Below are 25,441 nucleotides of genomic sequence, written 5' to 3'. Positions count from 1 at the left end.
GGGGGGGCACGGGACAGCCCCCGCGCGCCGGGTGGCGGGCGGGGGCTGCGGGGGAGCGCTGCACGTCAGGGCTGCTGCTGGTCCTGGTCCCCGCCGCCCAGGAAGCCGCCGGCCTTCTCCTGCGCCTGGTCGACCTGGCCCTCGTACTTCCTGCCGGTGCGCTCGTCGACGGCGTCGCCGCCGCGGTCGATGCCCTGCTGCACCTTGTCCGGGTGCTGCTCCGCGAAGTCCTTCGCCTTGTCCGCGAATCCTCCCATGTCCACCATGGTCGTTCCCTTCGTCGTTCGGTTCCGGTGGGCGCCGCCCACCGGAGGGACTCTCCCATCCTGGTCCCCGGACGGGGCCCTGGCCACCCCGGGCCGGGATTGCGGCGGACGGCGACGCGTCCGTGCCCGGTCGCCGACACGGGCAACCTCGCGGGTCAGGGGGTCAGGGGCGGTGGCGGGTCGCGTGCAGGGTGCGCACCTCCGGGGCCAGGTCGGGGCACGGGCCGTCCACCGGCACGCCGGGGGCCACCTGGGAGATCGGCAGCGCCGCGACGGGGGCGGGCGGGGCGCCGAGCTCCTGCAGCCACCGGACCAGCTGCGCGGAGGAGGAGGCGTGGACGATGCGGCCCAGTCCCACCCAGGCGTGCGCGGCCGAGCACATGGGGCAGTGCTCCCCGGAGGTGTAGACCGTGGCGGAGGAGCGCTCCTCCGGGGCGAGGTGAGCGGCTGCCCAGCGGGCGATCTCGAACTCGGGATGCCGGGTGGCGTCACCGCCGGCCACCCGGTTGCGGTCCTCGAACAGCACCTCCCCCCGCGCCGAGACGAGCACCGAGCCGAACGGCTCGTCCCCGGCGTCGAGGGCCTCGCGGGCCAGTTCCACGCAGCGTCGCAGGTGTCCGCGGTCGGTCTCCGAGATGCTCATGGGTCCAGCCTACGATCGGGCGCGGCGGCTCACAGGAACACGCGGGCGGGCGGGCGCCGGCGGGAGAGGTCCCGGGCCACCGGGCGGTAGGCCAGGACGAGCAGCAGCAGGGCGACGGGCACCAGGAACAAGAATCCCGCGGCGAGGTAGCCGACCGTCCCGGTCACGCCGCCGAGGAAGAACAGGCCGACGAGCCCGCTCAGCACCCGCAGCTTCCTGCCGTCCCCCCGGACCGGTTCGGGCCCGGGCGTGCGGTTCGGGTAGAGCATCCTGCCGAGCTCGGTCGCGATGTCGGTGATCATCCCGGTGACGTGGGTGGTGCGCACGGGGATGTCGGCGACCTTGCTGATGAGTGCGTTCTGCATCCCCATGGTGAAGCACAGGACAGCGACGGGCACGAGGCCGCGGTGGTGCTCCTCGACGGCCTCGGCGCTCAGGCTGAACACCAGGATCAGGACGCCCTCGAAGGCGAGCACGTTCGCGAACCGGCACCCGAGCCCGCGCCGCCGGCCCCAGTTGAGGAGCAGCGCGCACCAGACGCCGCCGAGCACGAAAGCGCCCAGTCCGACGGCGCCCAGGGACAGGAGCTCCACGTCGCCGTCCACGAGGTGGTCGGCCATGGTCGCGGTCAGGCCGGTCATGTGGGAGGTGTAGAGCGCCACGGCCACGAAGCCGGCCGAGTTGAGCATGCCCGCGACGAGGATCAGCAGGCAGGCCAGGTGATGGTCGTAGCGGGGGCTCCGGCGGGGCCCCGAGACCCGGGACAGGTAGCCGGTGACGGGAGTGGCCATGGGTCCAGCCTAGGAACGGGGCGGCCCGGGGCCAGCAGACCATCAGCCAGAACAGGAGGTGTCCTCCGTCACGTCGGCGACCTCCTCGAGCACCTCCGTCACCACGGCGCGCGCCCGGGTCTCGGCCGTGGCGGCGTCCCCGGAGGCGACGGCGGCGGCCGTGGCCTCGTGGTCCTCGAGCGCCCCGGGAGCAGGCTCCCGCGGCATAAGTCCCAGCGCGGTCCGGCCGGAGAGCACCTCGGCGACCGTCCCGCCCAGGGCGGCCAGCATGGGGTTGCCGCTCGCCGCCAGGAGCAGCTCGTGGTACGCGATGTCGGTCGCCAGGTACTCCGGGTCCGTGCCGCGGTGGGCCTCGCCCAGCGCCTTGAGCCGGGCGGCCAGCTCCACGAGACGCCGGCGGGTGGACTCGTCCGCCCGCGCGGCGGCGAGCCGGGCCGCCACGGGCTCGATCGCCGCCCGCAGCTCGGTGAGGCTCAGCAGCTGGGCGTCCCGTCCGGGGCCGCCGAGCCGCCACCGGATCAGCCGGGGGTCGAACGGGTTCCAGTCCCCGGGCGGCCGCACGGTGACGCCCACGCGCCGCCGCGACTCCAGCATCCCCATGGACTCGAGCACCCGCACGACCTCGCGCACGAGGGTGCGGGAGACCCCGAACTCCTCCTCGAGCCCGGCGAGCGTCAGGACCGTGCCGGGTCCGCGGTCGCCCGAGGCGATGCTGCGGCCGAGCCGATCCAGCACTCCGCTGTGCTGCTCCACCCCGTGCATCCCGGCTCCGTCCCCCGTGCGGTGCCCGTGCTGCCCCCGCTGTTGCCAAAAGTATGATCTTTCTGTCAGCCTAGCGCGTGTCGTGGATCACGACGAGCACCCCCACGGCCTGCGCGCAGGCCCGAGAGCACGGAGACCCTCAGTGGAAGACTGGACACAGACCCTCGGTACCGCCCCGTTGCTGGGCATCGCCGCCGGCGCCATCGCGCTGATCCTGATCCTGGTGATCAGGTTCAAGATGCACGCGTTCCTGACCCTGATCCTCGTGGCGCTGCTGACGGCGTTCGCCACCGGCATCCCCACGGGGCTCGTCGTCGACACGGCCGTGGAGTCCTTCGGGGCCACCCTCGGCCCGGTGGCCCTGCTCATCGGCCTGGGCGCCATGCTCGGCAAGATGGTCGAGCACAGCGGCGGCGCCATGGCCCTCGCCGACAAGCTCGTCGACGTCTTCGGCGAGAAGCGGGCGCCCTTCGCGCTCGGCGTCGCCTCGCTGATCATGGGCTTCCCCATCTTCTTCGACGCCGGCCTGGTGGTCATGCTGCCGATCATCTTCGCCGTGGCCCGGCGCCTGGGCGGCACCAACGTGCTCCTCTACGGCATGCCCGCCGCCGCCGCGTTCTCCGTGATGCACGTCTTCGTCCCGCCGCACCCGGGTCCCGTGGCCGCCACCGAGCTCTACGGCGCCGACCTCGGCCTGGTCCTGCTCCTCGGCCTGCTGCTGGCCTTCCCGCTCTGGTACGTCTCCGGCTACATCTGGGGCAAGCGCGTGGGCACCAAGTACGTCCTTCCCGTGCCCGGGTTCTTCGGGGACATCGACGACGACCAGCCGAAGAACCCGCCGAAGGTCGGCACGATCATCGCCATGCTGCTCCTGCCCCTGGTGCTCATCTTCATGAACACGGGCCTCAACTTCCTGCGGTCGGCGGGCGTCGTGTCGGAGGACGCCACCTGGGTGCAGTTCCTCTCGGCGCTGGGCGAGTCCCCGGTGGCCCTGCTGATCTCCGTCCTCGTGGCCACCTTCGTGCTCGGCACCCGGCGCGGGGAGCACGGCACCGCCCTGGAGAAGGTGCTGGACTCCTCGCTGGGCCCGGTCGCCTCGGTCATCCTCATCACCGGCGCCGGCGGCATGTTCGGCGGCATCCTGCGGGCCTCCGGCATCGGCGACGCCCTGGCGTCCTCCCTCGAGGGCATCGGCCTGCCGGTGATCTTCGCCGCCTACATCATCGCCGTCGTCCTGCGCCTGGCCCAGGGATCGGCCACCGTGGCCCTCGTCACCGCCGCCGGGCTCATGGCCCCGGCCGTGGCCGCCGGGGACTTCAGCCCGGTGCAGATCGCCGCGATCACCCTGGCCACCGCCGCCGGGTCCGTGTTCGCCAGCCACGTCAACGACTCGGGCTTCTGGCTCGTCGGCCGGCTCATGGGCATGGACGTCAAGACCACGCTGAAGACGTGGACCGTCCAGCAGGCCATCGAGTCCGTCCTCGGCTTCGTCATCGTCCTCGCCATCTTCTACGTGGCCTGAGGCAGCGATGAACAGCATCTTCGACATCACCGGCCGGCTCGCCCTCGTCACCGGGTCCTCCCGGGGACTGGGACGGGCCCTGGCCGCAGGCCTCGCCGAGGCGGGCGCCCGCGTGGTCCTGCACGGGCGCGACGACGAGGCCCTCGCCCGGGTGCGCGACGAGATCGCCGGCCGCACGGGCACGGCGCCGGCCACGGCCGCCTTCGACCTCACCGACGCCGACGCCGTGCGGTCGGGGATCGAGGCGGTGGTGGCCGAGCACGGCGTGCCGGACATCCTGGTCAACAACGCCGGGATCCAGCGCCGCGCCCCGTTCGCCGAGTTCACCGCCCAGGACTGGGAGGACATCGTCGCGGCGAACCTCTCCAGCGCCTTCCACGTCTCCCGCGCCGTGGTCCCCGGGATGCAGGAGCGGGGCTCCGGGAAGATCGTCAACATCGCCTCGGTGCAGTCCGTGCTCGCCCGGCAGACCATCGCCCCGTACTCGGCGACCAAGGGCGGGGTGGTCATGCTCACCAAGGGGATGGCCGCCGACCTGGCCCGCTACAACATCCAGGTCAACGCGCTCTCCCCCGGCTACTTCGCCACGGAGATGAACCAGGCCCTCGTCGAGGACGAGGCGTTCAACGCGTGGGTGGTCGAGCGCACCCCGGCCCGGCGCTGGGGGCGCGTCGAGGAGCTCGTGGGCACGCTGATCTACCTGTGCTCGGACGCCTCCAGCTTCGTGTCCGGGCACAACGTCCTGGTCGACGGCGGCATGACCTCCGTCGTCTGACCCGAAACCCCCAGCCACCGATCCGGAAGTCCCGGTCGATCCGGAAGTCCCAGGAAGAGAACCCATGAGAGCCATCGTCATCCACGGCAAGCAGGACCTGCGCGTCGAGGAGCTGCCCACCCCGGAACCCGCCGCGGGGCAGCTCCGGCTCCGGATCGCCTACGGCGGGGTGTGCGGGTCCGACCTGCACTACTGGGCCGAGGGCGCCAACGGGGAGTACGTGGTCCGGGAGCCGCTCGTGCCCGGCCACGAGGTCTCCGGGACGGTGGACCTGGACCCTGCCGGCGAGCTCGCGCCGGGCACCCCGGTGACGGTGCACCCGGCCACGTTCGGCACCCCTGAGCCAGGGATCGAGGACCGGCGTCACCTGTGGCCGGGCGGGGCCTACCTGGGCAGCGCCGCCACCCGCCCGCACACCCAGGGCGGGATGAGCGAGTACCTGCTGGTGCGCCGGGACATGGTCCGGGTGCTCCCGGAGGGCCTCCCGCTGCGCCGGGCGGCCCTGGCCGAGCCGCTGGCCGTGGCGCTGCACGGGCTGACCGTGGCCGGGGACGTGGCCGGCCGGCGCGTGCTGGTCTCGGGGTCCGGGCCCATCGGGCTGCTCACCGCGGCCGCCGCCCTGGCCCGCGGCGCGGCCGAGGTCGTGGCCACCGACGTCCTCGAGGGCCCGCTGGAGCGGGCCCGGGCACTGGGTGTGCACGGCACGGTCCGCATCGGGGCGGACCCGCTCCCGGCCGAGGCCTTCGACGTGGTGCTGGAGTGCTCCGGGGTGCCCGCGGCCGTGAGCCCCGCGCTGGCGGCCGCGCGCCGGGGGGCCGTGGTCGTCCAGGTGGGGATGGTGCCGAACGAGGCCCGGCCCGTGAACCTGGCCCCGCTGGTGTCCAAGGAGCTCCAGCTGCGCGGCTCGTTCCGCTTCGACGACGAGATCGACGAGGCGATCGAGCTGCTCGCCGCCCACCCCGGGATCGAGGGCGTCGTCACGCACGAGATCCCGGCCCAGCGGGCCCTGGAGGCCTTCGCCGCGGCCCGGGACTCCGCGGCCTCCGGCAAGGTGCTCGTGTCCTTCGGCGAGGAGACCCGCTGATGACCGGTCCGCACGCGGACCCCGCTGCCGGCCCGGTGGTGCTCGGGGTCGACATCGGCACCACGAGCACCAAGACGGTCGCGTTCGCGGTGGGCGGCGAGCAGCTCGCCTCCGCCTCGGCGGGCTATCCGCTGGAGGAGCCGCACGGCGGCCACGCCGTGCAGGACCCGCAGCTGATCCTGCGCGCCGTCCTGGACACGGTGCGCGCCGTGGTCGAGGAGGTCGGGGCCGAGCGCGTGGCCGGGCTGTCCTTCAGCTCCGCGATGCACGGCCTGCTCGGTCTCTCGCCCGAGGGGGAGCCGCTCACCCCGCTCGTGACCTGGGCCGACACCCGGGCCAGTGCGCAGGCGGAGCGGCTGCGCGCCGGCGTGGGCGGGCTCGCGCTGCACCGGCGCACGGGCACCCCCGTGCACCCGATGTCACCGCTGCCCAAGCTCGTGTGGTTCCACGAGCAGGAGCCGAAGCTGTGCGAGCGGGTCGCCTTCTGGGCCGGCATCAAGGAGTTCGTGCTGCTGCGGCTGTGCAACGCCCTCGTGGTGGACCACTCGGTGGCCTCCGCCACGGGACTGATGAACATCCACGAGCTGGCCTGGGACGACGAGGCCCTGGCCCTGGCCGGGATCCTGCCCGAGCAGCTGCCCGAGCTCGTGCCCACCACCACCGTCCTGCCCGGGCTCACGGACGGGGCCGCCCGGGCCACCGGGCTGCCCGCGAGCACGCCGGTGGTGGTCGGCGCCAGCGACGGACCCCTCGCGAACCTGGGGCTGGGGGCGGTGCGGCCCGGGGTGGCGGCCTGCTCGATCGGCACGAGCGGCGCCCTGCGCGTCGTCGTCGACCGTCCCGTGGTGGACCCGTTGGGCCGGGTCTTCTGCTACGCCCTCACCCCCGGCCGCTGGGTGGTGGGCGGTGCCATCAACAACGGCGGCGTGGTCCTGGGCTGGGCGGGCGACGCCCTCGCCCCGGACCTCGGCGAGGACTCCCAGGAGGCCCTGTGCGCGCTGGCCGAGAGCGTGCCCGCCGGCTCGGGCGGGCTGCTCATGCTGCCCTACCTGCTGAGCGAGCGCGCCCCGCACTGGAGCTCCCTGCCCCGGGGCGCCTACGTGGGGCTCACGCGCGCGCACGGGCGGGCGCACCTGGTGCGCGCGGCCCTGGAGGGGGTGTGCCAGCAGCTGGGCCTGGTCCTGCAGTCGATGCGCTCGGCCGGCCTGGCGGTGGAGCAGGTCCGGGCCACGGGCGGGTTCGCCCGCAGCCCCCTGTGGCGGCAGATGCTCGCCGACGTGCTGGGCACGGACATCTCCTTCGCGTCCGGGCACGAGGGGTCCGGCTTCGGCGCGGCGCTGCTCGGGATGCAGGCGCTGGGGCTCATCGAGTCGATCGACGTGGCCGCGGACCTCGTGGAGGTGGACTCCACCCTGCGCCCCGACCCGGCCGACGCCGCGGTCCACGCGTCCCTGCAGCCGGTCTTCGAGCAGCTGTACGAGGCTCTCGTGCCGACCTTCACGTCCTTGCGGCGCCTGGCCCCCGCCCTGCCGCTGGAGCGGGACTGACCGCCGCCCGGCAGGAGTATGCCTTCCGGGGCATGTGCGGCGCCGGGAGTCCGACGGGGCCGGCCACAGGTGCTGGCCAGCGCGGCACCAGCTCTGCATGATGGAGTCGTGACAGCACCGCCGCGGACTCGCGGCGGTGACCGCTCTCGGAAGGAGACGTCATGGTGAACTTCAAGGGGCTCACGGCGAAGGCCAAGCAGCTCGCGCAGCGCAACCCGGACAAGGTGAACAAGGTCCTGGACCAGGCCGGGAACTTCGTGGACAAGCGCACCGGCCGGAAGTACGAGCGGCACGTGGACTCGGTCCAGCAGAAGGCCCGGGACTACCTCGGCGGCCACCGCGCCGCCGGGGGGAGCACGCCGGACGACCGGTCCCCGGGTGCCCGGCCGGGCGGAACGGACCGGCTCGGTGGGACGGACCGGCCCGGCGAGGGCCCGGAGGGGATCCGCCCGGACCGCGACCCCCGCGGCTGAGCAGCCGGAGACGCAGCAGCCTGCACCGCAGCAGCGCACGCCGCGGCAGCACACGTGCTGATCGGTGCACGGCCGGGGCCGCCCGGCACGAACGAAGGCCCCGGTCCGCCGGGAGAGGCGGGCCGGGGCCGTCGGACCACCCGCGCAGGGGACGCCGATGGTCCGGGAGAACGCGGGGGGATGTTCTCAGGACATCACGTTACACATTCGTTATCCCTCGCACCAGGCGCGCCGGTGGCCGACCGGGGTCCGGGCCGGTCAGCCGGCCAGGAAGTCCAGCAGGGCCTCGTTCACCTCGGGGGCGTGCGTCCAGAGCATGCCGTGCGGGGCGCCCTCGATCTCGACGTAGCGCGCCTCCGGCAGCGCCTTGGTGAACTGCCGCCCGGTGGCGTCGATCGGCAGGATGTTGTCCGCGGTGCCGTGCACGATCAGGGCCGGGACGTCGATCCGGGGGATGTCGGCGCGGAAGTCGGTCAGCCAGGTGGGCTGCGCGGCCACGGAGGCCACGGCGCCCGAGCGGAACGCGATGTCCTTGCTGGCGTCGACGAGCTCCTGGCTGAGCCGCTCCGTGCCGAGGAAGGTGTCGGCGTTGTAGAAGTTGCCGAAGAACTCGGTGAAGAACGCGTACCGGTCCGCGGTCACGGCCGCGGCGAGCCCGTCGAAGACGTCCTGGGGCACGCCCGTGGGGTTGTCGTCCGTCTGCAGCAGGTAGGGCTCCAGCGAGCCGAGGAAGACCGCCTTGGCCACCCGGGAGGAGCCGTAGGTGCTGAGGTAGCGGGCCACCTCGCCGGTGCCCATGGAGAAGCCCACCAGCACGGCGTCCTGCAGGTCGAGGCGGTTCAGCACGGCGTTCAGGTCCGCGGCGAAGGTGTCGTAGTCGTAGCCGGTGGTGGGCTTGCTGGAGCTGCCGAAGCCGCGGCGGTCGTAGGTGATCACGCGGTGACCGGCCTCGAGCAGGGCCACGGTCTGCTTCTCCCAGGACGACCCGTCCAGCGGATAGCCGTGGATCAGCACCACGGGCTGACCGCTGCCGTGGTCCTCGTAGTACAGCTCGATGTCGGTGCTGTTCTCGGTGCCGACGCTGATGTAACCCATGGACGATCTTCCTCTCGGTCGTTCGGACAATCGGGCGGGAACGGTCGCCCCCGCCGGTTCGAGTCTAGGGAACCACCGCTCTCGACGGTCGTTCCCGTGTGCCGGCACTGGCGAGGCCGCGGGGCAGGCGCGCCGGGCCGCGGAAGTGCTCATCGGTGCGGTGCTGCCCGCGGGCCCGGCCGGCGGCGAGGCGGCTCAGGACACCAGGGACGCGTAGACGACGTAGTTGTCGTCGAACTCGCCGGTGGCCGGGTCGTAGCCGTCGCAGGTGATCAGCCGCAGCTCGGCGGCCTCCGTGTTGCCGTAGACCTCCAGGGTGGGGAAGTCGTCCTTGCCGTACTGCTCCCCGCGGTCGACGGCGAAGACCGCGGTGGAACCGTCCGCCCGGGCGACCTCGATCCTGTCCCCGGGGACAAGGCGACGCAGGTCCGCGAAGACCCCCGGCCCTCCGCCCGTGGCGTTCACGTGCCCCAGCAGCACGGCCGGGCCGCGCTCGCCGGGGGTGGGGGAGCCGGTGTACCAGCTCGCCGGGGACCCGGGGCCCTCGGGCGGGACCTCGAGGGACCCGTCCTCCCGCAGACCCAGGTGCAGCAGCTCGGAGCGGGTGCCGGTGGACGGCACGGTCAGGGAGACGGGCTCGGAGGCGTCCAGGACCGCGGGGCGGTCCCGGGGCGCGGCGGTCGGCGTCGCGCGTGCGGCCGACGGTGTCCCCGTGGGCGACGGCGCGGCCGTGGGAAAGGACGTGGCGGACGACGTGGCGGACGACGTGGGCGAGGACCCCGTCGAGGGCGTCCCGGGGGTGGTGCTCGAGGCCGCCGAGGACGTGCTGCCGGAGGCTGCCGAGGGCCCGTCGCCGGAGCCGGCGGCGCAGCCCGTGGCGAGCAGGACGGCGGCCGCCGCGGAGGCCAGCAGGCCCCCGCGGCGGCCGGTGGCCGATCCCGTCATGACAGGAACCGTCCCGCGGGATCAGGCCCGGGCGGCGCGCCGGCGCAGGGCCCAGGCGCCGCCGGCCACGGCCGCCAGGAGGCCACCGCCCAGCGCCACGGTCTCGGCGCCGGAGCCGGTCTCCTGGGTCACGCCGGTGTCGGCGCCGCCCTCGGGCATCGCGCCCATCTGGGAGGCCGTCAGCGTGCCGCAGGCCGCCGGCAGGGTCGCGGCCGCGGGCAGGGACGGGTCGAGGTCGCTCATCTTCTCCGCGGCGGCGGCCGGCATCTTGGCCGGGTCCACACCGTGGACGACCACGACCGCGGTGCCGCTCTGCAGGGCCTCGGCGGTCGCCGCGTCCAGCTCGAAGGTCCGCTCGTAGGTGTAGGCGGACCCGCCCGGGAAGCGGTCCACGGCGAGGCCGGAGTCGGGGCTGGTGTCGCCCTCGAGGGTCAGCGAGGTGCCGATCATGCCGTAGGAGGGGTGGCCCTCGGTGGTGTTGACCACGCCGTCGCCGTCGGCGTCGGCCTCGGGGCCGGGGCAGGTGCCCTGGCCGTGGATGTGGATGTGCTGGGCGTGCGGGAACGGCCCGTCCATGAAGGTCTCGGCCGCGCCGGTGACGTTCATCGTGACGGTGGCCTCGGTGCCGTGGACGTCGACCATGACGTCACCGGTGGTGCCGGAGTTGTTCAGGGTGCTCAGGGTGGCCTGGGAGGACCACGTGTCCTCCGCGTGGGCGGAGGCGGGGGCAGCGGCCAGGGTGAGGGCGCCGAGGGCCAGGGTGGGGACTGCGAGGAACGTGGACTTGCGCATCAGTTTCTCCTGTGTCGTACCGGGGTTCGTGCCGTGTGCGCACATCTCGATGTGTGCACAGGGGGTTCGGCACCGTGGCGCTCCCGGATGGGTGCGGCCGCAAAGTTTTTTCCGGCGCCCAGAACCGGCGCCCCCGATCCGTCGGATTGCGCCGCGGACCCATCCGCGGCGCGTCCGGTGACGAACACCTGGCATGGAAGGACAGCGTGTGTCGACAGCGCGGCACCGGCCCGATGTGGCAGTCTGCGGTACAGGACTGTCCTCGCCCGGGTGGCGTGCGAGGCGTTGCCCCCCGAGTGAACAGCGAGATCGCGTGAGTGAAGGACCGACCGGCCGCGGCTGCGGCGCGGGGACCCAGTCCCGTTCCTCCGGCGGGACCGACGACCTGGCCGAGCTGCTGCGGCGCAGCGCCGCCGGGGACGAGGCCGCCTTCGCCCAGCTGTACGACGCCACGTGCACGAAGCTGTTCGGGCTCGTGGTGCGGCTGACCCGCTCCCCGGAGCTGGCCGCCGAGGTGGTCCAGGAGGTCTACCTGATGGCCTGGCAGCAGGCGGAGCGCTTCGATCCGCAGCGCGGCACCGTGCTGGCCTGGCTGTGCACCATGGCCCACCGGCGCGCGGTGGACCGGATCCGGCAGAGCCAGCGGGAACGCGTCCGGGACGAGCAGTACGAGCTCCGCCAGGCGGGATCGCCCGCCGACGAGACCTGGGGCGAGGTCGAGCAGTCCCTGGACACCGAGGAGGTCCGCGCGGGGCTGGGATCCCTGAGCGAGCTCCAGCGCGAGGCCGTCTGCCTGGTGTACTACCGGGGCTACAGCCACCGACAGGTCGCCGAGCACCTGGCCGTCCCACTGGGCACGGCGAAGGCGCGGATCAGGGACGGGCTCAACAACCTACGCTCAGCATTGGGGGTGCAGCGGTGAACGACATGCAGGAGGACAACTGGTCCGAGGACGTCCACGGGGACGCGGCGCTCTACGCCGTGGACGCGCTCGAGCCCGAGGAGCGCGCCGCGTTCGAGGAGCACCTCCGGGACTGCGCGGCGTGCCGCGCCGAGGTGGACTCGTTCGGCGAGGTGGGCGCGGCCCTGGCCTCGGCGGTGGCCCAGGACCCGCCGCCTGCGCTGCGCGGGAACATCCTCGCCGCCATCCACGGGACCCGGTCCGGGGCACCCGCCGGGACCCCGGTCCCGTCGCCCGCCGCGACGCCGAGCGCCGCGCCCCCCGGGAGCTCGGCGGACCCGGGACCCGGTGCGGACGTCGTCTCCCTGGCGGAGCGCCGGCGGCCCCGGCGGCAGCGGCTGGCCGCCGCGGCGGCGGCCGCGGTGCTCCTGCCCGGTGCCGCCCTGGGCGGCTGGGCGATCGGGACGCAGACGGAGCAGCGCGAGCAGCAGCAGCTCGCCGCGCAGGAACAGGACCGGCAGGCCCGCCTGCTGGCCGCCGCCGACGTCGCGACCCACCGGCTGGAGGTCGACGGGAGCGCCGCGACCCTCGTGGTCTCCGAGCAGGAGGACGCGGCCATGCTCGTGGCCGCCGACCTCCCGGCCCCGGAGGAGGGACGCGAGTACCAGCTGTGGCTGATGCAGGACGGCTCCCCGGTGCCGGACGCGCACTTCGGCGGCGGGCAGGTGCAGGTGTGGCTGGAGGGGGACGTCGACCGCGCCGGCGCGGTGGCCATGACGGTCGAGCCTGCCGGCGGCTCCGAGACGCCCACGCTGCCGGTCCTGGCCGCCGTGGAGGTCTGACCGAGCACGGAGGAGGGGGCCGGGCTCGCGGTCGTCGGCCGCGGCCCGTGCGGCGGTGGTCACGGCCGCGGTCGCCGCGATGGTCACGGCCGTGGCCGGCGCCGTCGTCGCAATCCCGCGGCGAGGTCGTGCCCCCGTCCGCCCCCTGCCATCATGAGGCCATGACCGAGGCAGACCTTCCCGCGGACGCGGTGCGCACCGGCGTGTGGGCCACGCTCGGCGACGCCCGCACCACGCTCGCGCTCGAGCGCGCCGGCTTCGACTGGGTCGGCGTCGACGCCCAGCACGGACACTTCGACGACGCCGCCCTCCGCGGCCTCTTCGCCCTGCGGCACGAGGCGGCGGCCCCGGTGCTGGTCCGGGTCGCCGCGAACGACCCCACGGCGATCGGCCGGGCCCTCGACGCCGGGGCGGACGGCGTGATCATCCCGCTGGTCCAGGACGCGGAGCAGGCCGAGGCCGCCGTGGCCGCGGCGCACTACCCGCCACGGGGCGCCCGCAGCTGGGGCCCGCTGCCGGGGAGCCGGGACTCCACCGGGGGAGCGGCGTCGACGCCGCGCCCCCGGTGCGCGGTGATGGTCGAGACGGCCCGGGCCGTGTCCGCGGTGGAGGAGATCGCCGCCACCCCGGACCTGGACATGGTCTTCGTGGGGCCCTTCGACCTCTCCCTCGCGCTGGGCCGGGACGTCGACGACCTGCTCGCGGACACCGCGGAGGACGCGCCCCTGCCGGTGATCGTGCGCGCGTGCCGGGCGGCCGGTGTGCTGCCGGGCGCGTTCGCCGGGTCCCCGGAGCGCGCGGCCGCGCTGCGCGGGCAGGGCTTCTCCTGGATCGCGGTGACGACCGACTCGGGTGTCCTGCACCTGGGCAGCGCGGCGGCGCGCGCCGGGCTGACGCCCCCGGCATGACCTCCCGGTCGGCCGGACGGCGCCCCCATCCCCTGCGGTGGGTGCTGTCCCGTGCGATGGTCCGCAGCTGGCTGCACTCGTTCCGGACCAGCCGCAGCGCGCTGTACTTCCGGGCGCGCAACCGCTTCGCGACGACGCCCGTGCGGGGGGACGCCCCCGTCGTCGTCAGCCTCACCTCCTACGGGAGCCGGATCCGCACGGTGCACCTGGCCGTCGAGTCGATGGCGCACGGGACCGTGCGCCCGCGGCGGCTGATCCTGTGGCTGGAGGACCCCGCCGTGGTGGCCGATCCCCCCGCACCGCTGGCGCGGCTGGTGCGCCGCGGCCTCGAGATCCGCGCCACCGAGGACTGGGGCCCCCACAAGAAGTACTACCCCTACGTGCGGTCCGAGGCCCGGCACGAGTTGCCCCTGGTCATCGCCGACGACGACGTCCTCTACGGCGAGACGTGGCTGGAGGAGCTGCTGGCCGTCCACGAGCGGCACCCCGGAGACGTGGTGGCGCACCGGGCGCACCGCATGCGCCTGCAGGCGGGGCGGATCCAGCCGTACGCCACCTGGGTGCCCGGCGCCCCCGCGAGAGCCTCGCTGCAGACCTTCGCCACGGGCACCTCCGGTGTGCTCTACCCGCCGCACCTGCTCGACGCCCTGCGCGAGGCCGGGAGCGGGTTCACGGCGTGCGCGCCCCGGGCCGACGACGTGTGGCTGCACGCCGTCGCCCTGCGCCACGGCGTGGGCACCCGGCCGGTGCACGACGGCCGCACCACGTACCGGCCCATTCCCCGGCTCGTCATCCGAGGTCTCAAGACGACCAATGTGCTCCGCGGAGGCAACGACATGCAGATCGCGGCGACGTATTCCGCCTCGGACGTGGAAGAGTTGGAACGTGCACGGGCGGCCGAGGGCCCCTGAGCACACGGACGGGCGGTTCCCCCGCCTCCCGCCCACCGGCCGTCCCCCCACGGCCACCGACTGCGCTCCCATCCCCCCAGGAGTAACCATGCCGAACGACCCCCACCGACCGGACCCGCTGGACTGCACCTCCGCGGACACCGCCCCCCGGGCGGCACAGCACTCGATCGTCTTCGACTCGCCGGCCGAGCTGGCGGCCTACACGCGGCACGACCGCCTGACGGCCACCGGCCCCCTCCTGCTCGCCCGCCGCGGCGGCTACCACCCCGACGGCCCCTGGCCGTGCTCCGCCCTCGAGTCGGCCCAGAACGTCCTGGCCACCCGGCCGCGGACGATGATCGAGATCGATCTGCGCAGCACCGTGGACGGCCGGTGCGTCGTCCTGCACGAGCCCGTCATGGGGCACGGGAGCACCGGCGTCGGGCCGGTGAGCGAGCAGTCGGCCGACTACGTGCTGAGCCAGCACCTGATGGACAACTACGGGGAGGTCACCCGCTGCCCGGTGCGGGAGGCCGGCGAGTTCCTCACCTGGGCCGTGCTGGCCGGGGCGGTCCTGTGGCTGGACGTGCACCACGTGGCGCCCGAGGCCGTCGTCGAGCTCGTCCGCACCCACCGCGCCGAGAGCCAGGTGGTGGTGGGCGTGCACGGGTTGACGCAGCTGGCCGTCTACCGCCGGATCGCCCCGGACCTCGTCTACTTCGTGCCCACCCACCCGGACGGGCTCGCCACGGCCGAGGACATCCGGCGCGAGGTGCCCGACATCGGGCGGGTCGTCGGCTTCGCCGGCCACTACGTCCCGGACATGGAGACGAGCCTGCGGATGCGCGGGTGGAACGTGCCGATGCGCCTGGAGCTGCACCGCTACGACGAGAACCTGCCCGCCGACGCCCTGGATCCGCACTACTACCGCCGCGCGGTGGAGACCGGCTTCGGCATCCTCTCCACCTGCCACTACCGCGAGGCGGCGGACCTCCTCGGCCTGCCGGGGTGGGCGCCGACGTCCGGGAGTCGGCACGGCCGGGGGCTGAGCCGGCACTGAGCGCCGCGCCCGCCGGGCCCGTCCCTAGACTCGCGGCATGACCTGGAACGCCGTGGCTCTCCCGACGCTGCTGGGACTCACCCTGCTCATGGCCCTCACCACCGCGGTGCTCGCCTCCCGCGGCGTGCCCCGGTGGTCCGCGCCCGGGCTCGCGGTGCTGCGCGCCGCCGCGCAGCTGGCCGCCCTGAGCCTGGTGCTCTCCACGGTCATCGAGCGACTGACATGGGTGGCGGCGGCCCTCGGCGTGATGCTCGTGGCGGCGGTGCTCACCGCGGGCCGTCGGCTGCGGGCGGACCGGTGGTCGATGCTGTGGCTGGCCGTGGCCATGCTGCTTGCCGCCGGGACCACCCTGGCGATCGTGTTCCTCACCGGGGCGATCACCATGGCACCGCAGAACCTGCTGGCCGTGGGGGGCATCGTCATCGGGAACACGATGAGCGTCGCCACGCTCACGGGCCGGAGGTTCCGCGCGGACGTGGTCGAGCGGCGCGAGGAGGTCGAGGCCTGGCTGGCGATCGGCGCCACGCCGCGGCAGTCCACGCTCGAGATCGCCCGGCTCGCCGTGCTCGAGGCCCTCGTGCCCTCGGTGGACCAGACCCGGACCACCGGGATGGTCGTGCTGCCCGGAGCGTTCGTGGGCGCCGTGTTCGCCGGGGCCTCACCGCTGGAGGCCGGGCGGTTCCAGCTCGTGGTCCTGGCCGGGATCCTGACGGCGGGCTCCCTCGTGGCCGTGGCCCTGGTCGAGGTGCTGGGCCGGGCCAGGACGGTGCCCACCGCCTGACCCCGGCACCCCCGTGACCGGGCACGCGCAGGGCGCCCCCGGTCACGGGGGCGCCCTGCGCTCCGGGGCCGGGTGTCAGTCGTCCCCGGGGGCGTCCTCGGGTGCCTCGCCCTCGGCCTGGGAGGGCTTGTTGCCGGCCGGGTCGACGGCCGACTCCACGTCCTGGTCCTCGGGGACGTCCCCCTCGGCCTGGGACGGCTTGTTCTCGGCGGGGTCCGGGGTCTGCGTCATGACGGTCCTTCTTCCTCAGCAGGGTGATGGTCCGGTGCCACGCTACGCCCGCGCCCGGAGCGCCGACAAGGGGAGCGCGTCGCTACCCCGCCCGGCCGGTGACGACCGCGGCGAACAGCGAGGCCGGGATGAGCCCGACCCGGTGGGCGCGCTCCACCGCGGCGAACCCGTCGGGGATCTGCTCGTAGGGGAAGTGGATGAGGTCGGCGGCGAGCTCCCAGTGGTCGATCATCCCGCCGGCGTAGAGCTGGCAGATCGCCCAGGGGGTGTCCGCGGAGAAGCTCGGCTCGTCGGGCAGCACGTACTCGTCGGCGGGGACCCGCCAGGCCTCGAGGTCGTCCAGGGCCGCCGCGAGCTCCTCGAGGGTGTCGTAGTGCCCCGAGCGGTCGGGGTCCACGGTCCCGTTCGGGTTGGCGAGCTCGACGTCGTAGCCGCCCTCCGCCGCGGCGAACACGGACGTGGGCCCGGGCTCGCCGCCCACCCCGGCGTCCAGCGGCAGCTGGGACGGCAGCCACTCCCAGCCGTCGCCGAGCTGGTCCATCTCCAGGTCCCGGTAGGCCACCCAGCCGCGGGAGACCAGCAGCTCGTGGGCGTCGTCGTCCCACGTGCCCTGCGGGGTGCCCTCGATCTCCACGCCGCGGGCGCCGGCCGCGGCGTGGAACTCCCGCCGCTGCTGCTTCTTCTTGGCGGCGGCCTTCTTGCGGGCCTTGCTCTTGGGCACGGGACTCTCCTGGCGGTCGGGGACCGGCGACGGTCCTGCGGGGGCGTGCTCCCATGATGACCCACCCGGCCCGGACCGTGCGCGGGCGTTCCGCCCGTCCCCGCCCGCCGCTAGTCTGGCCGGGACCGCCCGCCCCGTTCCCGACCGTGAAGGACATCCCATGACGTCTCCCCGGACCGACCCCTCGACGAACGGCCCCGTGCGCTACGCGGTGGTCGGCCTCGGCCAGATCTCCCAGCAGGCGTTCCTGCCCGCCATCGCCCGGACCGGCAACTCCGTGCTGGCCGCCCTGGTCACCGGCACCCCGGGAAAGGCCCGGGAGCTCGCCGCCGAGTACGGCGTGCCCGCGTACTCCTACGAGGACTACCCGGCGCTGCTGGCCTCCGGGGACGTGGACGCCGTGTACGTGGCCACGCCCGTGTTCCGGCACCGGGAGTTCGCCGAGCCGGCCCTCGAGGCGGGCATCCACGTGCTGGTCGAGAAGCCGATGGAGACCTCCGTGGCGGACTGCCGGGCGATGATCGACGCCGCGGCGCGCGGCGGGGCCCGGCTCATGGTCGCCTACCGGCTGCACCACGAGCCGGGCACCCTCGAGCTGATCACCCGGGTCCGGGACGAGGCCCTGGTGGGCGAGCCCCGTCTGTTCACCGCGGTGTTCGCCCAGGACATCGACGAGGCCAACCACCGCGGCCACTCGGGGTTCTGGGGCGGGCCGATCCCGGACATGGGCAGCTACCCGCTCAACGCGGTGCGCAACCTGTTCGCGGCCGAGCCGGTCGAGGTGCACGCGATGGGCGTGCGGACGTCGGGCCGGGGCTTCGACTTCGACGACACCGTGGCGGTGACCCTGCGCTTCCCCGGGGAGCGGCTGGCGCAGTTCACCGTCAGCTACGCCACCGAGGCCACCGAGCAGTTCACCGTGGTGGGCACCGGTGGGGCGCTGGCGGCCCAGCCGTGCTTCGGCTTCGGCCCCGAGGTGGGCATCAGCTACACCGTGACCCGCGACGGCCGGACCGAGACCCGCACCCACGACCCGGTGGAGCAGTTCGCGGGCCAGACCGACTACTTCTCGGCGTGCATCCTGACCGGCGCCGCGCCCGAGGCCGACGGGGAGGAGGGGCTGCTGGACATCCGCGTGCACGAGGCGGTGCTCGCCTCCCTCGAGACGGGCCGGCCGGTGCGCCTGGAGCCGGCGGACCGGGCCGTGCGCCCCTCCGCGGACCAGGTGCGCACCCTGCCGCCCGTGGCGGAGCCCGACGACGACGAGCTCGTGGCCCAGCTGCCGCAGAACGGCTGAGGGCCCGGTGACGCAGGCACCGACCAGCGCGGAGGTGGTCCGCGAGCTCTTCGACGCCTACCTCGTACAGGACGAGGAGCGGGCGCGGGAGCTCGTCGGCGACGGGTTCCGGTTCACGTCCCCGCAGGACGACCACATCGACCGGGACGCCTACTTCGCACGCTGCTTCCCGACGGCCGGCCGGGTCGCCCGGCAGGAGCTGCAGGAGGTGGCCGAGGTGGCGCCCGGGCTGGTGTTTGTCCGGTACGAGTACGAGCTGCGCGCCGGCGGGACGTTCCGGAACATGGAGGCGATCACGGTGCGCGAGGGCCGGGTGGTGGACGTCCAGGTCTATTTCGGGGGCCCGCCCCGACCGTAGACTCCGAGGACCATCCGACGCCCCAGGGAGGCTCGCCCACCATGAAGCACTACCTGCTCAGCATCGAACAGCCCGACGGCGGACCGGCGGCTCCCGAGGTCCTCGAGCCCGTGATGCGCGACGTCGCCGCGTTCAACGAGGAGCTGAAGGCCGCGGGGGCGTGGGTCTTCGCCGGGGGCCTGGACCGGGCGGAGGCCTCCGTCGTCGTGCGCTTCCACGGCGCGGACGTGGTCACGACCGACGGCCCGTACGAGCGCGAGGACGAGCACGCCGGAGGGATCTGCATCGTCGCCGCCCCCGACTACGACGCCGCCATCGAGTGGGGCCGGAAGCTGGCGCGGGCGACCACCCTGCCGGTCGAGGTGCGGGAGTTCCAGGGCGCGCCGGAGGAGCACCTCCCGGGCTGAGGGGCCGGGGGTCAGCTGCCGATCCGGCGGGCCTGCTCCTCCCACGCGGCGTGGGCGTCCCGGGACCCCGTGTGCCGGTGGAGCTCCCGCAGCGCGCGCAGCGCGGCGTTGCGCTCCTGGGCCAGGGAGTCCGCGGCGGCCTGCGCGGCGGCGTCCGCCCGGGCCTGCGCCCGCGCGGCGGAGATGGCACCCATGATCGCCTCCACGGCCGCGGACCCGCCCGCCAGGTAGGCGGCCCGGACCTCGGGGTCGGCGTGGAAGAGGTACCGGTCGTCCCGCTGCCCGTGGTGGGTGTCGAACTCGTCGTCGGTCAGGTCCGAGATCATGGCGGCCACCCGGTCCAGCCGGGCCTCGACCTCCTGGTGCAGGGGTGTCCGTCCGGCCGCGTCCCGGACCGACCACAGGGCCCGGCCGTGCAGCCGGAGACGGGCCGGGTCCCAGTCCGCCCGGGGGGCCTCGGCCAGCCGGGCGGCGACGAACGCCGCGTCCGCGGCCCGCTGCTGGGGCGGCAGGAGCCCGAGCTGCCGGTGCATCCAGGCCGCGCGCATGTCCTCCGCCCCGGCCCGGCGGGCGAGTTCCACCGGCCGGTGCCTCACCCGCCGTCCGGCCGCGCCCGGGCGCAGGGCCCGCAGGGTGGTGCGCACCAGCAGCACGACGAGCAGCAGGCCGGCGAGGACCAGCGCGGTGGCGGCCACGATCCGCAGATCGGTCAGGACGGACGACACGACGGACACGACGGTGGCCCCGGTGACCAGCAGCGCGACGCCGGAGCCGTCGCTGCCCTCGGTGCTGTTCATGGCGGATCCCCCCGAATCCCGCAACCGCTTGACCCCGCAGTGTAGTCGCTCCCACCGGCAGGCGGCTGGGGAGAACCCGGCCCGGATCGCGGTCCGCCCGCCGGGGGCCCTCGATAGGGTGGGCGGCATGAGGTCCTGGGTGCTGTCCGTGTCCGCCGCCGTCCTGCTGCTCGCCTCCGGGTGCGCGGGCGGGAGCGCGGAGGGCGAGGCCCTGCTGCGCGAGCACGGGCTGGAGGGCGCGAGCGCCGAGGAGGTCGTGGAGCGGCTCGACCGCACCCACGAGGACCGGGCGGCGGGACTGGCGGGCTCGGTGACCTACGACGAGGTGGTCCTGACCGACGACGGGTCCGAGGCCGTGCTGCCCCTGCCGGAGGACCGGTTCTACCTCGCGGTCGCCCCGTGGACCACCACCACCCACGAGTGCTTCCACCACAGCCTCTCCGGCTGCCAGGGCGAGCTCGTGGGCGAGGAGTTCGACGTCCGCGTCACCGACGACGCCGGCCGGGTGCTCCTCGACCGGACGCTCACCAGCTACGAGAACGGGTTCGTGGGCCTGTGGCTGCCCAAGGACATCACCGGCACCCTCGAGATCACGTCCGACGCCGGGACGGCGACCCAGCAGGTCAGCACCTCCGCCGACGACCCGACCTGCCTCACCACGATGCGCCTGGCCTGACCCCGGCTCCCCGCCGGGCGGACCCGCTCAGGAGGCGATCACCTTCGGCACGCCGAGGGCCTTGAGGCCCTCCACGCCGAACTCCACGCCGAACCCGGAGCTCTTGATCCCGCCGAAGGGCATCCGGGGGTCGACGGCGCCGTGCTTGTTGATCCACACGGTGCCGGCCTGGAGCCGGGCGGCGACCTCCCGCGCCCGGTCTGGGTCCGAGCCCCACACCGAGGCCCCCAGGCCGACGTCGAGGCGGTTGGCCATGCGGACGGCCTCGTCGACCGAGGAGTACTTCACGATCGGCAGGGCCGGGCCGAACTGCTCCTCGGTGACCAGGGGGTTGTCGTCGTCGACGTCGGCCACGAGCGTGGTGGGGTAGAAGTACCCCGGCTGCCCCGCGGCCGGCTCGCCGCCGATCAGCACCCGGCCGCCACCGGCCCGCGCCTGCTCCACGAGGTCGGCGACGATCTCGAACTGCGCCCGGTTCTGCAGGGGACCGAGGACGTTGCGCTCGTCCCGCCCCTGGCCCATCGGCATGGCCGCCGCGACCCGGGTGAGCGCCTCGCACACGGCGTCGTGGACGTCCTCGTGGACGTAGAGGCGCTTGAGCGCGGCACAGGTCTGGCCGGTGTTGATGAACGCGCCCCAGAACAGGCCCTCGGCGATGGCCTCGGGGTCCGCGTCCGGGAGCACGATGCCGGCGTCGTTGCCGCCCAGCTCCAGGGTGAGCCGGGTCAGGGAGTCGGCGGCCGAGCGCATGATGGCCTTGCCCGTGGCGGTCGAGCCGGTGAACATCAGCTTGTCCACGCCCGGGTGCTGCGACAGCGCCTCGCCGACCTCCCGGCCCCCCGCCACCACGGTGAGCACGCCCTCGGGCAGCACCTGGTTGAGCACGTGGGCGAGCCCGAGCACGGACAGCGGGGTGTACTCGGAGGGCTTGGCCACCACGGTGTTGCCCATCCGCAGGGCCGGGGCGAGCTGCCAGACCGAGATCATCATCGGCCAGTTCCAGGGGCTGATGGCCCCGACGACGCCGATGGGCTCGTAGCTGAGCACGGCCCGGCCGGACTCGTCGTCGAAGAGCGTCTCGGGCTCCAGCGGCAGCGCCGCCGTCGCGCGCAGCCAGGCCACCGCGCCGCCGACCTCGAACAGGGCGTTCGGCCCGTTCTGCACAGGCTTGCCCTGCTCGCGCGAGAGCAGCTCCGCGAGCGCGGCGGCGTTCGCCTCGACGGCGTCGGCGGCCCGGAGCAGCAGGGCCACGCGCTCGGCGTCCGGGACGGCGGCCCACTCCGGCTGCTTCCGGCGGGCCCGGTCCAGGGCACGGTCCAGGTCCTCGACCGTGGACTCCGGGGCCCGGCCCACCAGCTCCCCGGTGGCCGGGTCGAGGATCTCCCGGCCGTCCGGGGCGGTGACGGCCGCCAGCAGCTCGTCGAGGCCGAGGGCGGTGGGGGTGTCGGTCGTGGCGGCGGGTGCAGTGGTCACGGTGGCTCCTTTGGAAGGACGGATGCGGTGCTGCCCCCATGGTGACCCGGGACACACCGGGCCGGCTTGACCGTGCGGGCACGGCTGTTGACCCACAGCGCGGATTCCCGCGCTGTGGATCAAGGGCCGTGCGCGCCGGGACAACTCCCCGTCACGTGCTCCGGATCACACTGGGGCCATGAGCAACGAGACCGCCAAGACCTACGTCGTCGTGGGCGCCGGCACCGCCGGCAGCATCCTCACCCGCCGCCTCCTGGGCGCCGGCCACGAGGTGATCCTCCTGGAGGCCGGGGGCACGGACCTCAACCCGGCCATCCACCAGGTGTCCCGCCTGGGCGAGCTGTGGCACTCGCCGGAGGACTGGGACTACTTCACGGTGCCCCAGCGGCACGCGGACGGCCGGGTGATCCACTGGCCGCGCGGGCGCGTGCTCGGCGGCTCCCACGCCCTCAACGCCACGATCTGGGTGCGCGGCGCCGCCCAGGACTACGACGCCTGGGCGGCGGACGGCTGCCCGGGATGGGGCTGGGAGGACGTGCTGCCCTGGTTCCGGGCGCTCGAGACCTACGTCCCGCCCGCCGGGACGGTCCCCGGCGGCAGCCGCGGCACCGACGGGCCGGTGCCCGTGGTGCAGGACTACCCGCTCAACCCGGTGTTCGCGTCGATCATCGAGGCGGCCGAGGAGGTGGGCGTGCCGTACAACGAGGACTACAACGGCGGCACGCTGGACGGGGTCTCCCAGCAGCAGATCAACGTCCGGGACGGGCGGCGGTTCAACACCTGGATGGCCTACGTCAAGCCGGTGGAGGACCACCCGCGGCTGAGCCTGCGCACCGGAGTGCTCCTGCAGCGGGTGCTCGTCGAGGACGGGCGCGCGGTCGGCGTGGCCGTGCTGCCGCTCACCGATCCGGGCGCCGCGCCCGAGGAGATCCGCGCCGACGAGGTGGTCCTGTGCGCCGGGGCGCTCGACTCGCCGAAGATCCTCCTGCGCTCGGGGATCGGCCCTGCCGCCCACCTCGCCGACGTCGGCGTCCCGGTGGTCCACGACCTGCCCGGGGTCGGCGCGAACCTGCACGACCACCTGCTGGCCCCGGTCATCGCCGAGGCCACGGCCCGGACGATCGAGCACCCCGAGTCCGACTGGTCGGTCACCCAGACGCACCTGTTCTGGCGCTCCCGCCCGGACCTGGACGCGCCCGACACCCAGCCGATCCACTTCTCCGTCCCGATGTACGACGAGGGCATGGAGGGGCCGATGAACGCGTTCACGCTGCACGCCGGGCTGGTCCGCCCCCGGTCCCGCGGCACCGTGCGCCTCACCGGGCCGGGGGTGTCCGACCCCGTGGAGCTCGACCCGAACATCTTCGACGACCCGCGCGACCGCGAGGCGCTGCTCGCCTCCCTGCGCCAGGCCCGCGAGATGGTGCGCACCCGCCCCCTCGCGCAGGACTGGGGCGCCGAGGAGCTCTACCCCGGCCCCCAGGTGCGCACCGAGGAGGAGGAGATCGCCTACCTCCACCGGTTCGTGACCACCTACCACCACCAGGTCGGCACCTGCCGGATGGGCACCGGCCCGGACGCGGTGGTCTCCCCGGAGGACCTGCGCGTGCACGGCATCGACGGCCTGCGGGTGGTGGACGCCTCGGTGATGCCGCGGGTGCCCAGCGGCAACACCAACGCGCCCACGGCGATGATCGCCGAGCGCGCCGCGTCCCTCATCACCGGCGGCAGCACCACCCTCGCCGCCGCGGCGGCCGCCGTGGGCGCCGAGGGCTGACGGCCGGCGGACCGGGCCGCCGCGCCGGCGCCCCGGTCCGGGCCGGCCCGCCTACACTGGCCGCGACGGGCCGCCCGGACCGAGGGCGGCCCGCCGGCGCGGCGGTGCCGCGCCGGAGGAGTGGGCCGCCGGGCCCGGAGGGGACGATCGATGAGCCTGCGGATGGACCTGACCGCCCGGGCGGTGGCCGCGCGCGCCCGCCTGAGCCCGTTCCGGGACGTGGACCAGCTGCGGGGCCGGCCCTATCCGGAGCCCGCGGCGGTGCCGAAGGACCTGCGGCGCTCGCACGAGCTCACCCGCGAGGAGGTGGCCGGGCGCCCCGTGCTGCGCCTGACCCCGCGCGCGGGTGCGGACGGGTCCCACCTGATCTACCTGCACGGCGGGGCGTTCGTGAACCCGCTGCTGCCCGCGCACTGGTGGATCATCCGCGAGGTCGTCAAGAACACGGGCACCACGGTCACGGTGCCTCTCTACCGGCTCGCCCCGGAGGGCTGCGCGGACGAGGGCTACGAGTTCCTCGCCGCGGCCTGGGCCGACCTCGTGGCCCGGCCCTCCGTGGACCGGATCGTCGTGGCGGGGGACTCCGCCGGCGGGTGCCTGGCGATCGGGCTGGCCATGCTGCTGCGCGACACCGGGCTGCGGGCCCCCGACCACGTCGTCGGCTTCTCTCCGGCCCTGGACGTCACCGCGACCCACCCGGCCGTGCGCGAGATCGATCCGCACGACCCGATGCTGAGCACGGACGAGGTCGTCCCGCTGTGCCAGGCCTGGGCCGGGGACCGCTCGCTGACCGACCCCCTGGTCAGCCCCGTCCACGGGGACGTGGACGGCCTGCCGCCGGTGCACCTGGTGCAGGGCGGGCGGGACATCCTCGCCGCCGACGCCCTCGGCTTCGCCCGGGCCCTGCAGCGCGCCGGCAACCCCGGCCGGCTGCTCTACGAGCCCGGCGCCTTCCACGTCTACGTGGGCGCGTGGTGGACCCCCGAGGCCCAGCGGGCCATCCGGCACGTGCGCTCGCTGCTCTGAGCACCTTCCGCCGGATCCGCCCCGGGCCGGACGCCGGTACGGGTCCGGCCCGGGGCGGTCCGGTAGTCTGCCGGTCATGTCACAGATCCGGAAGTCCCGCCCCGAGGACGTGCCCGCCATCCTCGGGATGGTGCGGGACCTGGCCGTGTACGAACGCGAGCCCGACGCCGTGCGGATGACCGAGCAGCAGCTGGCGGAGGCCCTGTTCGGGGAGCACCCGGCGGTCTTCGCCCACGTCGTGGAGGACGAGGGCCGCCTGCAGGGCTTCGCCCTGTGGTTCCGCACCTTCTCCACCTGGGAGGGCGTGCACGGCATCCACCTGGAGGACCTCTACGTGCGCCCCGAGGCCCGCGGCGCCGGCCACGGCAAGGCGCTCCTGCAGGCCCTGGCCCGGCACGCGGTGGCGCAGGGCTGGGCCCGGGTCGAGTGGAGCGTGCTGAACTGGAACGAGCCGTCGATCGGCTTCTACCGCAGCCTCGGCGCGCTGCCCCAGGACGAGTGGTCCGTCTTCCGGCTCACCGGGGACGCCCTGCACCGGGTCGGCGCCGCGCGGGAGCACGAGCCCGACCGCGCCTGACCGCCCCGGCCCCGTCGGTCCGGA

29 protein-coding genes are annotated in these 25,441 nt (G+C 74.6%); 18 read left to right on the top strand and 11 right to left on the bottom strand.

The window, feature by feature from the left end:
* Nucleotides 1-65: 65 nt before the first annotated feature.
* The 4 genes from GMA12_RS10295 to GMA12_RS10280 all read right to left on the bottom strand — a co-directional run bounded on the left by GMA12_RS10295 (nucleotide 66) and on the right by GMA12_RS10280 (nucleotide 2,462).
* Nucleotides 66-257, bottom strand: coding sequence for an antitoxin (locus tag GMA12_RS10295; RefSeq protein ID WP_306438959.1), 192 nt, complete (start codon nucleotides 255-257; stop codon nucleotides 66-68).
* A 172-nt stretch (nucleotides 258-429) separates the two neighbouring features.
* Entirely contained in the window at nucleotides 430-909 is a 480-nt protein-coding gene (locus GMA12_RS10290) for a nucleoside deaminase (protein ID WP_156269428.1), read from the bottom strand.
* Between the two features lie 29 nt (nucleotides 910-938).
* Entirely contained in the window at nucleotides 939-1,700 is a 762-nt protein-coding gene (locus GMA12_RS10285) for a YoaK family protein (RefSeq protein WP_156269427.1), read from the bottom strand.
* Between the two features lie 42 nt (nucleotides 1,701-1,742).
* Entirely contained in the window at nucleotides 1,743-2,462 is a 720-nt protein-coding gene (locus GMA12_RS10280; RefSeq protein WP_156269426.1) for a FadR/GntR family transcriptional regulator, read from the bottom strand.
* 142 nt (nucleotides 2,463-2,604) lie between these two features.
* Here GMA12_RS10280 and GMA12_RS10275 point away from each other — a divergent pair, with 142 nt between their 5' ends.
* The 5 genes from GMA12_RS10275 to GMA12_RS18555 all read left to right on the top strand — a co-directional run bounded on the left by GMA12_RS10275 (nucleotide 2,605) and on the right by GMA12_RS18555 (nucleotide 7,863).
* Nucleotides 2,605-3,984 carry a GntP family permease gene (locus GMA12_RS10275; RefSeq protein ID WP_162459713.1) on the top strand — a complete coding sequence of 460 codons (1,380 nt, stop codon included), beginning with the start codon at nucleotides 2,605-2,607 and terminating at the stop codon, nucleotides 3,982-3,984.
* Nucleotides 3,985-3,991: 7 nt separating this feature from the next.
* Nucleotides 3,992-4,759 carry a glucose 1-dehydrogenase gene (locus tag GMA12_RS10270; RefSeq protein ID WP_156269425.1) on the top strand — a complete coding sequence of 256 codons (768 nt, stop codon included), beginning with the start codon at nucleotides 3,992-3,994 and terminating at the stop codon, nucleotides 4,757-4,759.
* A gap of 64 nt (nucleotides 4,760-4,823) precedes the next feature.
* A complete protein-coding gene (locus GMA12_RS10265; RefSeq protein WP_156269424.1) occupies nucleotides 4,824-5,843 on the top strand; it encodes a zinc-binding dehydrogenase in 1,020 nt (339 codons plus the stop codon).
* Nucleotides 5,843-7,390: a gluconokinase gene (locus GMA12_RS10260; RefSeq protein ID WP_156269423.1), complete on the top strand. Its 1,548-nt coding sequence runs from the start codon at nucleotides 5,843-5,845 to the stop codon at nucleotides 7,388-7,390. Before GMA12_RS10265 ends, GMA12_RS10260 begins: the two co-directional genes overlap by 1 nt.
* Before the next feature lie 161 nt (nucleotides 7,391-7,551).
* A complete protein-coding gene (locus tag GMA12_RS18555; RefSeq protein WP_156269422.1) occupies nucleotides 7,552-7,863 on the top strand; it encodes an antitoxin in 312 nt (103 codons plus the stop codon).
* A 258-nt stretch (nucleotides 7,864-8,121) separates the two neighbouring features.
* Here the strand turns inward: GMA12_RS18555 and GMA12_RS10250 are convergent, their stop codons facing one another.
* The 3 genes from GMA12_RS10250 to GMA12_RS10240 all read right to left on the bottom strand — a co-directional run bounded on the left by GMA12_RS10250 (nucleotide 8,122) and on the right by GMA12_RS10240 (nucleotide 10,695).
* Entirely contained in the window at nucleotides 8,122-8,958 is an 837-nt protein-coding gene (locus GMA12_RS10250) for an alpha/beta fold hydrolase (protein ID WP_156269421.1), read from the bottom strand.
* A gap of 195 nt (nucleotides 8,959-9,153) precedes the next feature.
* A complete protein-coding gene (locus GMA12_RS10245) occupies nucleotides 9,154-9,903 on the bottom strand; it encodes a class F sortase (RefSeq protein ID WP_156269420.1) in 750 nt (249 codons plus the stop codon).
* A 21-nt stretch (nucleotides 9,904-9,924) separates the two neighbouring features.
* A complete protein-coding gene (locus tag GMA12_RS10240; RefSeq protein WP_156269419.1) occupies nucleotides 9,925-10,695 on the bottom strand; it encodes a hypothetical protein in 771 nt (256 codons plus the stop codon).
* A 313-nt stretch (nucleotides 10,696-11,008) separates the two neighbouring features.
* Here GMA12_RS10240 and sigK point away from each other — a divergent pair, with 313 nt between their 5' ends.
* The 6 genes from sigK (at nucleotide 11,009) to GMA12_RS10210 (ending at nucleotide 16,077) form a co-directional block, all read left to right on the top strand.
* Nucleotides 11,009-11,617 carry an ECF RNA polymerase sigma factor SigK gene (gene sigK / locus GMA12_RS10235; protein ID WP_162459712.1) on the top strand — a complete coding sequence of 203 codons (609 nt, stop codon included), beginning with the start codon at nucleotides 11,009-11,011 and terminating at the stop codon, nucleotides 11,615-11,617.
* Nucleotides 11,618-11,622: 5 nt separating this feature from the next.
* Nucleotides 11,623-12,438 carry an anti-sigma factor gene (locus GMA12_RS10230; RefSeq protein ID WP_240898767.1) on the top strand — a complete coding sequence of 272 codons (816 nt, stop codon included), beginning with the start codon at nucleotides 11,623-11,625 and terminating at the stop codon, nucleotides 12,436-12,438.
* A 161-nt stretch (nucleotides 12,439-12,599) separates the two neighbouring features.
* A complete protein-coding gene (locus GMA12_RS10225) occupies nucleotides 12,600-13,346 on the top strand; it encodes an HpcH/HpaI aldolase family protein (RefSeq protein WP_156269417.1) in 747 nt (248 codons plus the stop codon).
* Nucleotides 13,343-14,257: a hypothetical protein gene (locus tag GMA12_RS10220; RefSeq protein WP_156269416.1), complete on the top strand. Its 915-nt coding sequence runs from the start codon at nucleotides 13,343-13,345 to the stop codon at nucleotides 14,255-14,257. The genes GMA12_RS10225 and GMA12_RS10220 overlap by 4 nt, the downstream gene beginning before the upstream one ends.
* A gap of 88 nt (nucleotides 14,258-14,345) precedes the next feature.
* Nucleotides 14,346-15,296, top strand: coding sequence for a PI-PLC domain-containing protein (locus GMA12_RS10215; RefSeq protein WP_156269415.1), 951 nt, complete (start codon nucleotides 14,346-14,348; stop codon nucleotides 15,294-15,296).
* Between the two features lie 37 nt (nucleotides 15,297-15,333).
* Nucleotides 15,334-16,077 (top strand): ABC transporter permease, encoded by a 744-nt coding sequence (locus GMA12_RS10210; RefSeq protein WP_156269414.1) that lies wholly within the window; start codon nucleotides 15,334-15,336, stop codon nucleotides 16,075-16,077.
* Between the two features lie 75 nt (nucleotides 16,078-16,152).
* On the opposite strand, the gene GMA12_RS10205 is transcribed toward GMA12_RS10210, so the two are convergent.
* Together GMA12_RS10205 and GMA12_RS10200 are read right to left on the bottom strand one after the other, a co-directional pair.
* Nucleotides 16,153-16,308, bottom strand: a complete 156-nt coding sequence (locus GMA12_RS10205) for a hypothetical protein (RefSeq protein ID WP_156269413.1) — start codon at nucleotides 16,306-16,308, stop codon at nucleotides 16,153-16,155.
* Between the two features lie 82 nt (nucleotides 16,309-16,390).
* On the bottom strand, nucleotides 16,391-17,029 hold the full coding sequence (locus GMA12_RS10200) for a hypothetical protein (RefSeq protein ID WP_156269412.1): 639 nt from the start codon (nucleotides 17,027-17,029) through the stop codon (nucleotides 16,391-16,393).
* Nucleotides 17,030-17,189: 160 nt separating this feature from the next.
* Here GMA12_RS10200 and GMA12_RS10195 point away from each other — a divergent pair, with 160 nt between their 5' ends.
* The 3 genes from GMA12_RS10195 to GMA12_RS10185 are packed head-to-tail and all read left to right on the top strand — an operon-like array spanning nucleotide 17,190 to nucleotide 19,091.
* Nucleotides 17,190-18,326 (top strand): Gfo/Idh/MocA family protein, encoded by a 1,137-nt coding sequence (locus GMA12_RS10195; protein WP_156269411.1) that lies wholly within the window; start codon nucleotides 17,190-17,192, stop codon nucleotides 18,324-18,326.
* Between the two features lie 7 nt (nucleotides 18,327-18,333).
* A complete protein-coding gene (locus GMA12_RS10190) occupies nucleotides 18,334-18,684 on the top strand; it encodes a nuclear transport factor 2 family protein (protein WP_162459711.1) in 351 nt (116 codons plus the stop codon).
* Nucleotides 18,685-18,725: 41 nt separating this feature from the next.
* The gene (locus GMA12_RS10185; RefSeq protein ID WP_156269410.1) at nucleotides 18,726-19,091 is read left to right on the top strand and encodes a YciI family protein; all 366 of its coding nucleotides are present in this window, start codon (nucleotides 18,726-18,728) and stop codon (nucleotides 19,089-19,091) included.
* Nucleotides 19,092-19,102: 11 nt separating this feature from the next.
* On the opposite strand, the gene GMA12_RS10180 is transcribed toward GMA12_RS10185, so the two are convergent.
* Nucleotides 19,103-19,888, bottom strand: a complete 786-nt coding sequence (locus GMA12_RS10180) for a hypothetical protein (protein ID WP_156269409.1) — start codon at nucleotides 19,886-19,888, stop codon at nucleotides 19,103-19,105.
* A 127-nt stretch (nucleotides 19,889-20,015) separates the two neighbouring features.
* On the opposite strand from GMA12_RS10180, the gene GMA12_RS10175 reads away from it, so the two are divergent.
* Nucleotides 20,016-20,564, top strand: a complete 549-nt coding sequence (locus GMA12_RS10175) for a CueP family metal-binding protein (protein ID WP_156269408.1) — start codon at nucleotides 20,016-20,018, stop codon at nucleotides 20,562-20,564.
* A gap of 27 nt (nucleotides 20,565-20,591) precedes the next feature.
* On the opposite strand, the gene GMA12_RS10170 is transcribed toward GMA12_RS10175, so the two are convergent.
* On the bottom strand, nucleotides 20,592-22,037 hold the full coding sequence (locus GMA12_RS10170; protein ID WP_162459710.1) for an aldehyde dehydrogenase family protein: 1,446 nt from the start codon (nucleotides 22,035-22,037) through the stop codon (nucleotides 20,592-20,594).
* A gap of 178 nt (nucleotides 22,038-22,215) precedes the next feature.
* Between GMA12_RS10170 and GMA12_RS10165 the strand changes: the two genes are divergently transcribed.
* From GMA12_RS10165 to GMA12_RS10155, 3 genes are all read left to right on the top strand, one after another.
* Nucleotides 22,216-23,814 (top strand): GMC family oxidoreductase, encoded by a 1,599-nt coding sequence (locus GMA12_RS10165; RefSeq protein WP_156269407.1) that lies wholly within the window; start codon nucleotides 22,216-22,218, stop codon nucleotides 23,812-23,814.
* A 150-nt stretch (nucleotides 23,815-23,964) separates the two neighbouring features.
* Nucleotides 23,965-24,840, top strand: a complete 876-nt coding sequence (locus GMA12_RS10160) for an alpha/beta hydrolase (protein WP_156269406.1) — start codon at nucleotides 23,965-23,967, stop codon at nucleotides 24,838-24,840.
* Nucleotides 24,841-24,916: 76 nt separating this feature from the next.
* On the top strand, nucleotides 24,917-25,417 hold the full coding sequence (locus GMA12_RS10155) for a GNAT family N-acetyltransferase (RefSeq protein ID WP_156269405.1): 501 nt from the start codon (nucleotides 24,917-24,919) through the stop codon (nucleotides 25,415-25,417).
* The last annotated feature ends 24 nt before the right edge of the window (nucleotides 25,418-25,441 follow it).

This window comes from Kocuria sediminis (assembly GCF_009735315.1).
GTDB lineage: Bacteria > Actinomycetota > Actinomycetes > Actinomycetales > Micrococcaceae > Kocuria > Kocuria turfanensis.
The sequence above is the reverse complement of the archived record's forward strand: the minus strand, read 5'-3'. Positions and strand labels throughout refer to the sequence as shown.